Origin of the sequence: Acinetobacter sp. UBA3132 (assembly GCF_002364825.1) — a bacterium.
GTDB lineage: Bacteria > Pseudomonadota > Gammaproteobacteria > Pseudomonadales > Moraxellaceae > Acinetobacter > Acinetobacter schindleri.
Genome location: NZ_DEZM01000026.1, coordinates 1 through 9,696, shown reverse-complemented (window position 1 = coordinate 9,696; position 9,696 = coordinate 1). Strand labels below are relative to the sequence as shown.

General features: G+C 40.9%; 6 protein-coding genes and 2 pseudogenes. 4 read left to right on the top strand and 4 right to left on the bottom strand.

Annotation, left to right across the window (positions count from 1 at the left end):
• A pseudogene (locus B4033_RS01010) lies at positions 1-160 on the bottom strand (TetR/AcrR family transcriptional regulator); the annotation flags it as partial.
• 220 nt (positions 161-380) lie between these two features.
• Between B4033_RS01010 and B4033_RS01005 the strand changes: the two are divergent.
• Positions 381-1,226, top strand: coding sequence for an SDR family NAD(P)-dependent oxidoreductase (locus B4033_RS01005; RefSeq protein WP_005220306.1), 846 nt, complete (start codon positions 381-383; stop codon positions 1,224-1,226).
• Positions 1,227-1,365: 139 nt separating this feature from the next.
• Here B4033_RS01005 and B4033_RS01000 read toward each other — a convergent pair whose 3' ends face one another.
• The 3 genes from B4033_RS01000 to B4033_RS00990 form a co-directional block, all read right to left on the bottom strand.
• Entirely contained in the window at positions 1,366-2,154 is a 789-nt protein-coding gene (locus tag B4033_RS01000) for an NtaA/DmoA family FMN-dependent monooxygenase (protein ID WP_286831239.1), read from the bottom strand.
• Between the two features lie 204 nt (positions 2,155-2,358).
• The gene (locus tag B4033_RS00995) at positions 2,359-3,723 is read right to left on the bottom strand and encodes an MATE family efflux transporter (protein WP_286831233.1); all 1,365 of its coding nucleotides are present in this window, start codon (positions 3,721-3,723) and stop codon (positions 2,359-2,361) included.
• A 135-nt stretch (positions 3,724-3,858) separates the two neighbouring features.
• Positions 3,859-5,013: a methionine aminotransferase gene (locus B4033_RS00990; RefSeq protein ID WP_286831230.1), complete on the bottom strand. Its 1,155-nt coding sequence runs from the start codon at positions 5,011-5,013 to the stop codon at positions 3,859-3,861.
• Positions 5,014-5,258: 245 nt separating this feature from the next.
• On the opposite strand from B4033_RS00990, the gene B4033_RS00985 reads away from it, so the two are divergent.
• The 3 genes and pseudogenes from B4033_RS00985 to B4033_RS00975 form a co-directional block, all read left to right on the top strand.
• Entirely contained in the window at positions 5,259-8,096 is a 2,838-nt protein-coding gene (locus B4033_RS00985) for a type VI secretion system Vgr family protein (protein ID WP_286831228.1), read from the top strand.
• Between the two features lie 2 nt (positions 8,097-8,098).
• Positions 8,099-9,400 carry a LysM peptidoglycan-binding domain-containing protein gene (locus B4033_RS00980; RefSeq protein ID WP_286831226.1) on the top strand — a complete coding sequence of 434 codons (1,302 nt, stop codon included), beginning with the start codon at positions 8,099-8,101 and terminating at the stop codon, positions 9,398-9,400.
• Positions 9,401-9,408: 8 nt separating this feature from the next.
• Positions 9,409-9,696: pseudogene (locus B4033_RS00975) on the top strand (hypothetical protein); the annotation flags it as partial.

The window sequence follows — 9,696 nt, the reverse complement described above, 5'->3', positions numbered from 1 at the left end:
TTACAGAAAAAAAGCCATGCGTGCCATACGCTTGAATACCAGCTTCAATCAGCTTTTCCCGGCGTGCCTGCTGGCGTTCAGCCATAGACAGTCCCTTAAACTGACGTTCCTTTGTCATCGTTTTTTGTTGTTTTTCCACAGGAATTGCCGAATTGGTCATAGAATGATTAAGCTCATAAACACCGAAATTTTGAATATCTTACCAATAAATTGCATTTAGACCTATGTTCTTGATCACCAACCTGGATTGTCCTGAACAGATAAGTCATCATGATTGACAATGAGTATTGTCAAAACTATATTGAAGAGAATTGCTGCATGAAGCACGACAGAACAAGAAATGTTGTCTGGGCAGGCAGTTTCATCAATAAGGGAAACTTATGAAAAATTTTAATAATAAAGTTGCAGCGATTACCGGTGCAGGTTCGGGTATTGGTCAGCAGTTGGCTGTACTTTTGGCGAAACAGGGCTGTCATCTGGCATTAAGTGATGTGAATGAACAAGGTTTACTTAAAACACTTGAGCTGATTAAAGACACGGGCGTGCGTGCCACCCTCGACAAGGTCAACGTTGCCAATTTGGAAGAAGTCCGTGCGTGGGCTGAAAAAGTCGAGCAGGATCATGGCAGTATCAACATGATCTTCAATAATGCTGGGGTCGCTTTGGGGTCAACAGTGGAAGGCGCATCTTATGACGAACTCGAGTGGATCGTGGGGATCAACTTCTGGGGCGTGGTGTATGGCACTAAAGAATTCTTGCCACGCATTAAAAAGACCGGCGATGGTCATGTGGTGAATATTTCGAGTTTATTTGGACTGACTGCGCAGCCAACCCAGTCTGCCTACAATGCCACCAAGTTTGCAGTGCGTGGTTTTACTGAGTCTTTACGTCAAGAACTGGATATTGAAAATTGTGGTGTAAGCGCGCTCTGCGTGCATCCGGGGGGAATTCGTACCAATATTGCCAATGCCGCAAAAATGAATGACAGCCTCAGGGCTTTAGGGATGAGCCCTGAAAAGTCTGCGCGTAGCTTCAATAAATTATTGCGTTGTCCGCCTGAAGAAGCAGCGCGTCAGATTTTAGAGGCTGTTCAAAAAGACAAACGCCGTTTATTGATTGGTAACGATGCCAAAGCGATCGATTTAATCCAGCGTATTTTGCCAACGGGGTATCAGAAGGTCACAGCTTTTGCCACTAAGTTAGGTAAATCTAAGAAATCAGCTTAAATTATTAAAAGTTATGAAATTAAAGTCCGCTTCTGCGGACTTTTTATATTTAAATTTAAGAAATGAAAGACTAGCAATAATTTTTCTTTGGCTTCCTGTTCGGTCTTGGCGACAAATACCGATACGCCTGGCATCACTTTTAAGTCACCGCATGACGACCATATTTAGCTAAGCGGCCTTTAACATCACGGTAGAAAGCCTGTGCATCCGTGAAACTTTGTTGGGCTGTGAAAATCACTTCGGCATATTTCGCTGCCAGTTCACGCCCATCTTCAGACTGACCTGCCTGCACAATCACCGGATAGCCTTGTGGTGGACGAGAGACATTCAGTGCGCCTTGGACATTAAAATATTTTCCTTGATGAAGCGGTTCATGCTGTTTAGCGGCCTCAAAAAAATGACCACTTTCTTTATCGTAGAGGAAGGCATCATCTTCCCAGGAATCCCAGAGTTTCTGCACGACTTCAATAAATTCATCCGCACGTTCATAACGGACTTTGGTATCTGGATGTGAACTAAAACCAAAGTTACGCGCAGTTTCAGCAGAGATAGTCGTCACAACATTCCATGCAGCGTGTCCCTTACTGATATGGTTTAAAGAGGCATATTTACGTGCTAATAGATAGGGTTCTTCATAGGTGGTTGATGCAGTAGCAATAAAGCCAATATTTTTGGTGACTGCTGAAATAGCTGCAAATAAGGTCACGGGTTCAAACCCAACAACTTTGTCACTATAACCTACATTTTTATTATGCTTAGAAGCGCCATGACTCCAATTAACAGCCAAACCATCGGCAAGAAAATAAGCATCAAACAGGCCACATTCAGCAGTCTTTGCTAGTTCAATTGCATAATCAAGGCTTAAATGCTCTTGGGGCCGGGACGCTGGATGCCGCCAACCTGCTGCATGTTGCGATGTCGTTGGAATGAAGGCACCCAGTTTAATTTATCGTTGGGCCATGCTGAAATCCTGCTGTTATCCTGTATTTCACCAGGTTTATAACAAGGAATAAGCGAGTTTAAAAATATGATAAAATTAAATCCTTATAATGAATATGGAATAAGCATAAAGATGAGATGTATTTACTTCAAAAATAGATAAGTTTTAAATTTATACATACTTAAGCTACTGTTAAATCAGTGCTTCAATGGTTTTCTTTTTCCAGACAAACTGGTAATACAAGCCTTGCATGATACACAGGCAGACAAAAGCCAAAGCATAGCCATACCAGATGCCTTGCAGCCCCCACCAATGGCTGAATAGATAAGCTGCCGGAACTTCAATTGCGATGATGGCGATAATATTGATAATCATCGGTACGGTCACTGTACCGCTGGCTCGCATAATCGAAGCAAAAATCGCACTGGCACCAAAGAACAGAATTGACCAAAGCACGATAAATAGCAGCTGCTGACCCAACACCACCACTTGCGGATCAGTAATAAATAGAGCCATCAGATATTTCGAGAACAGATAGGCCAACACTACCAGACTACCGGTAAACAAGATATTCATACTCAGGGCGGTGCGCGTCACTTTATTGAGTAAGTCATTTTTACCAGCACCAATCGCTTGGGCACCAAAAACGGAAGCAGCAATCGCGATGGAAAGTGCAGGGAACTGGATATAATTCAGCACCTGATTTACTGCACCATAAGCTGCTGTGGCTTCCGCACCATAACGGTTGACCAGGCCGACAATCACCAAACCTGCAGCGGAAGTAGTAATCATCTGAACACCGGTAGGAATGCCCAAGCGCAGAATAATTTTGCTTAAGCCGGGATGATGACGGATATGCTTTAGTAAAGCCCAATCTAGCTTAAGTGGATGTTGTTTATAATTTAAATATAGGGCTAAAAATAACAGGACTGCTATGTTACCAAGAATAGTTGCAATAGCAGGCGAGATAATCCCCATTTTCGGGAAACCGAAATAACCGGCAATCAGAACAGGTGTCACCACCAGACCAACTCCAATCGTCAGGGCAGAGGCAAATAAGGCCGTCGTGCTGTCACCCACACCACGCAGAATTGAAGTATAAATAATATAAATAAAAATCAGCGGGCTACCAGCAAGCATCCATTGCACATAAGGCAGAGACAGATGCATCACATCGGGATCGGTTCCAAGCAGCAGCAGGATCTTCTCTGCAAAAATCACCCCAAAAAATGCAATCAGGCTACCGCCAATTAGGGTCATAAAAAGGGTAGAACCAATAACACAGCGGACTTTTTCCAGATTTTTTGCTCCCCAGGCCTGTCCCACCAAAACGGTTGAACCTGCGGACAAGCCAATTACAAAAGCCATCAAGCAGAACAGGATTGGGAAAAAAACCGCAACTGCAGCAATGGCATGTACGCCCAGCATTTGCCCCACAAAAATCGTATTAATCGTACCGGACAAACTTTGCAGGATATTGGTCACAACCAGCGGCAACGGGAAAATAAAAAATGTTTTCCATAGATTTTGCTGTTGAACCAATGCTTGCTGTGCCATAAGACATCCTGTTCTTGATTATTAGAAAGGGAGAAAAAAATAATTATCGGAAATTTGTAGAAAAATAGCCTTAGCTTTTAGGTAACTAAGGCTGAAGCTATGTAAGTCTTTAAATGCTAATCTAAGATATTTGAATCAAACGCTGGAAAGAATTTCGCCCGCTTGCAGCAAGGTTTGTTCTTTTTTGGCAAAACAGAAACGCAGCAAACGTAAATCTTTTGGCGGCTGTTTATAAAATACTGATACCGGAATCGCCACGATCCCATGTTGATGGGCCAGATACTGACACATAGCAACATCCTCTAAATCTGGTCGAATTTCGCTGTAATCCAGATTCTGGAAGTAAGTCCCCTGTGATGGTGTCCACTGAAAACGTGAATTCTGAATGGATGAATTAAACAAATCGCGTTTGGCCTGATAGAAGGCCGACAGCTGGGGAATATGCTCAGGATGCTGTTGTAAATATTCAGCTAATGCTACTTGTACTGGTGTTACACCACAAAAGCTGGCAAATTGGTATACCTGACGGAACAATTTCATTAAGGCCGGGGTAGCTACACAGAAGCCGGTTTTCCAGCCGGTGACATGGAAGGTTTTGCCAAAGGAACCAATCACAAAACTGCGCTCACGTAATTCCGGGAAGGAAAGTGCTGAATAATGTTTTACATCATCAAAGACCAGATGTTCATAAACTTCATCAGAGAGCACCACAATATTGCGGTCACGGATCAGTTCAATCAGCTGTTGCCAATCTGCTTTAGACCAGATACTTCCGGTAGGATTATGCGGGGTATTTACAATAATCATGCGGGTGCGATCATTAATCGCATCCTTGACCTGGTTCCAGTTCACTGAAAAATCCGGATGCTGGAGTGCGAGATGAATCGGTTTAGCACCTAAAACCTGTACCGTCGGCGCATAACTGTCATAACTCGGGTCAAAAATAATGACTTCTTCACCTGCACGCACTACAGCCTGAATTGCGCAGAAGATTGCAATCGTTGCGCCAGGTGTAATGGTAATTTCCTGAGCAGGATCTAGTGATAATTGATCACGCTGTAAATATAAATCAGCGACCAAAGAGCGTAATAACGGTAAACCATCTCCAGGTGCATACTGATTAAAACCGGATGTGCTTGCTCGTCCTAAAGCTTCAATCAAATCGGGTGGTGCAGGGAAATCGGGAAAACCCTGTGAAAGATTCAGTGCCCCGAGTTGCTGAGCAAGGGCAGACATGGTACTGAAAATCGTCACGCCCAATTCAGGCAGTTTGGACTGGAGATCAAGCATGTCACAACGCTCTTTTGATTGATATAAGCATAAAGTGTAGCAGTAACGATTCTGCTCTGTGAGCACAAATAACAGAAATCATTAGTTATTTTGTCAATAAAACATTAAAAGATTAAAACCTCAATAAAAGAGCTGATGAGTAATAAATTAATGGTTAAATCATGTGAAATAAGAAGCATGATGGACGTATAGGGGGCAATTTTCATAAAATCAGCTGCATAATATTCCTTAAAAATAACTATAAGATGCTAAACAATATTCATACCATCCTTGAGACTCTTGGGCTTAATCTGCAAAAACGAGCCCTACATATCCAGTTTTCTAATCAGGTTTTAAATACACAGGTTTTTATTCAGCGCATTGAAGGTCATCATCAGATTAATGAGGGTTTACAGGCAGAACTGATCTGCCTTTCAACCAATGCAAATCTCGCTTTAAAACAATTTATTGGCTGTCAGGTTGCAGTTGATCAGGTGACTGACCGTGGAGAATTATTTCGAACGACAGGTTTGATTACAGCAGCAAGCCAGGGACAAAGCGACGGAGCTTTGACGCTGTATAAACTGACCCTGCAGGATGCAACTTCCTTATGGCATAAACGCCGCAATAGCCGAGTGTTTATGAATAAAAGCGTTCGGGATATTAGTGAAATTTTATTTAAAGAATGGCAGGCTCGCAGCTCCTTATTTGCAGCACGATTGAGCCTGGATGTTTCTGCCTTGTCACGGGACTACGATGTTCGACCTTTTGTGATGCAGTCCAATGAAACGGATTATGAGTTTCTGACCCGCTTATGGCGTAGTGAAGGCGTTAACTGGCTGATCGATGAAAAGGAAATCATGGTCCCCGTTTCAGCTCAGACCATTCAGCCACAAATTCTACGTTTGATTGATGACCAGCCGCATTTTCAGGCTTTAAAGCGCCGTAGTATCCGTTTTCATCGTAGCCATGCCACCGAACCTTTTGACACGATCACTGGTCTATTGGCAGAGCGTTCTTTAAATCCAACCTTAGTACAAACCCAGCGCTGGCACGCGGATCAGCTGGCTCAGAATGAAAGTCAGCTACTGCTCAGTAGCCATCAGTATAGCGAAGTACAGGATAATCAAAGTCTGAATCTTGAAGATGTCTGGACCATTAGCCCGGCTTGGATTAGCGACCTGAATGGAGAAGATCAGACGACTTCAGCCAGTTCTGCTCAACTGGATCAACTCAGCCAGCAGCTAAACCAGTCCCATGCCTTGCAGTCCAAATATTTTAAGGCCAGTAGTAGTGTGCGTGATGCACAAGTTGGGTACTGGTTTGAATTACATGATCATCCTGAAATAGATCAACATCCAGCTAATGAGCGTGAATTTTTAATTTTGGGCAAACACTTCTATAACCAGAATAATTTACCCAAAGATATTTTGCTGCAGCTGGATCATTTAATACAGTCCAGCCGCTGGAAAGTATTAGATGATGAAAGACAGAGTAATGAATTGTATTTGGTGCGTCGTCATATTCCTGTCGTACCTGAATATCATCCATTACAGCATCGGCCAATGGCCTATCCACAGCGGGCGAAAGTAGTTGGACCTGAGGGTGAAAGTATTTATGTAGATGAATGGGGGCGCGTCAAAGTTCGTTTCCTATTTACCCGCAGTGATGATCATCAACATGATGGTGGCGCTGGTGCCAATGATAATGATAGCGACTCAGCTTGGGTAGATGTGTTGACACCGTGGGCAGGTGAAGGCTATGGGGCAAGATTCCATCCACGTATCGGGGAAATCGTCGTCATTGATTTCTTTGAGGGAGATGTCGACCGGCCATTTGTGGTGGGTCGTATTCATGAAGCTGAACGGCATCAGACGATGTTTGATGTCAAAGGCAAACTGCCATTAACCAAAAAACTGAGCGGTATCCGCTCTCAGGAAGTAAATGGGGAAGGTTTTAACCAGCTTCGTTTTGATGATACGACTGGACAGATTAGTGTACAGCTACAAAGTAGTCATGGGGCTAGCCAACTAAATTTAGGAAATCTAAGTCACCCTAAAGAAGATGAAGTGAGTGATGGGCGTGGCGAAGGGTTTGAGCTTAGGACGGATCAGTGGGGAGCAGTAAGGGCGGGGGCTGGTCTGCTACTTTCAACGCATAAACAGGAAAATGCTAATGCCAACCACTTAAATAGTAGCCCGGCTAAAAGCCAGCTCGAATCAAGTTTAAATAATAGTAAGGCCTTAAGTGGCGTTGCTAAAAACCAGCAAACTGATCCTCTAGAGGCGCTTGATCATCTGACAACTTTTCTAAACCAAATTGAACAGCAGGATCAAAGTACGGCTGAAACCTTTAAACAGGCGCTAATGGTACTTTGCGCACCAAATTCAATTGCACTTTCAACGAATGAAGATTTGCACTTATCGGCTGATAAACAGATTAACCACAGTGCCGCGGATAGCATCAATTTTTCAACCCAGAAATCTTTAATTGCCCATGCCCAGGACAGGATTAGCCTGTTTGCAGCGCAAAAAGGATTCAGAGCCATTGCGGCAAAAGGCAAAATTGAGCTTCAAGCACAAGATGATGCAATTGAAGCTATTGCTCGCAAACAAATCAAAATTATTTCGACTGAAGATCAGATTGAAATTATAAGTCCTAAAGAAATTGTACTGACTGCGGGTGGATCTCAGTTAAAGATTAATGGACAGGGGGTATTTAGTACTACAAGTGGGAAGTTTGAGTGTAAAGCGGGGCAGCATAGTTTTGTGGAGGGGGATAAAGTTAAAACTGAAATACAAACTTTACCTGTAATTCAAGATGTTAAGACTTTTACAAACAGATGGGACTTTTATGATCTATTTTATGAAGCTAATTTTTCAGAAGTTAAATACAAATTAATTAACAATAAAAATAATACCTATATTTCCGGAACACTCGACCAACATGGTCGAACTCAACGAATAAATACATCTATTAATGAGGATTATGACATTCTCATTGGTACTGCTGATGATTGGTCTGTGTCATTAGATGATAGAAGTAAAGATCAAGAAATAGAGCATGGCTGTAACGCCCATTGTTGCAATGAAGAAGGGGATTAATCATGTATTGTCTAGCAAATATCAGATTTTTAGATGCTTTAGATCAGCCTATTCAAGGGCTAGCACATCAATTATGGGTAGGTTCTAGTTTGATATCAGAATATATTACTCCTGAAAATGGAGAATCTGTTTGGATTAAACGGCCAGTAGGCACAACAATTGAAGTAAAAGTTAAAAGTACTACAGGCGAATATAAATCTAAAATAAAACTAGAGCTGGTAGGTGAGAAAACTAATTTTATTATTCGGAGCCCTAAAATTCTATTAAAAGGAGTTAATTTTTCTGCCAAGGATGTAGCAACGGGTACATATGTCAGATCGACATATATTGTTGCTGAAGGTGATTATTTATCTCGAATAGCAGATGATAATCATACGACTACAACAGAATTGATTAGGATTAATAATTTAAAAAGTGATACTGATATTCATCCTGGACAAGTGTTAAAAATTCCTATAAAAAAAGCGGAAGTATCAACGCCATCACCTGAAAGTAAGCCAAAACTACAACAAATTCGACAGGAAAAAACCAAGATTATTGTTGTTCAGAAAAAAGATACTTTAGCTTTGATAGCAAAATTAACTGGTAATCTCGTCTATGAAATCAAGAAATTAAATAATTTATCCAGCGATAATCTTAGTCAAAACCAAAAAATAAAAGTTTACGACCGTAAAGTGGTATTTCCTGTATCTGATCCACAGTTTGAGAAGAAGAAAGAAGAGATAAAAACTGCAACGCCCCCAACAGTAAAACAAGATGCATCAAAGAATAAAAAAGAGACTCCTGTAGCTAAAGTTGAATCTTCTGTTCCAGTCAATGCTAAGGGGTTACTGCCACAAGCATGTGGTGGAGAAAAGCACTACAAAAGAACTTTGAGTAGAATTGCTGAACTACATTCAGTGTATCAACCCTATGTTATTAATTTGATTAATACTGCATATAAAGAATTAAAAATAACTTGGGTAATTACAGATGGCTATAGAAGCCCAAGAGAACAGAATGCTCTGCCTAGTGCAAATACTAATGCTAAAGCTTTGCAAAGTTACCATCAATATGGATTAGCTATAGATATTGTTTCAGTTAGGAATGGTGAAATAACATATCTCTCAGACAGTAAGCAATCTATCGAGGATAGTAAAAAAATAGGTCCTATAGGACAAAAAATAGGATTAGTATGGGGGGGAGTTTGGAGAAAAAAGGATTGGCCACATTTTGAATTACATCCAAATGGTAAAACTTGGCGCGAGTTAAAACCTCAATTAATAAAACTTGGTGCTGAAAATTATAGAAAATTGGCCTTTTAGGTAAAAGTATGAAAAATCTTATAAAATATATTTTAGTGTATTTTTCCCTTGCGGGATGTATGAGTAATCAGGTAATGGCATATTCATATACAGGAGAGGAAATAAATAATAAATTTAAAAAATTACAAGTTATAACCATACCATTTGAATATGAAGATGGAAGAATTTCAGATAAAAATGTCAATATATATAAAATAAAAAATAATGAATGCGTAATTGTAGCTATTTTGAATAACGAATCTAATTTTGGTGGTTATGAAGATGTTATTTTTTTAAAAAAAAATAAAATGTATTTA

Excerpts from the sequence above, each read along its gene's own strand:
- B4033_RS01005 (WP_005220306.1), top strand. The coding sequence starts at position 381 with ATGAAAAATTTTAATAATAAAGTTGCAGCGATTACCGGTGCAGGTTCG.
- B4033_RS00995 (WP_286831233.1), bottom strand. The coding sequence starts at position 3,723 with ATGGCACAGCAAGCATTGGTTCAACAGCAAAATCTATGGAAAACATTT.
- B4033_RS00990 (WP_286831230.1), bottom strand. The coding sequence starts at position 5,013 with ATGCTTGATCTCCAGTCCAAACTGCCTGAATTGGGCGTGACGATTTTC.
- B4033_RS00985 (WP_286831228.1), top strand. The coding sequence starts at position 5,259 with ATGCTAAACAATATTCATACCATCCTTGAGACTCTTGGGCTTAATCTG.
- B4033_RS00980 (WP_286831226.1), top strand. The coding sequence starts at position 8,099 with ATGTATTGTCTAGCAAATATCAGATTTTTAGATGCTTTAGATCAGCCT.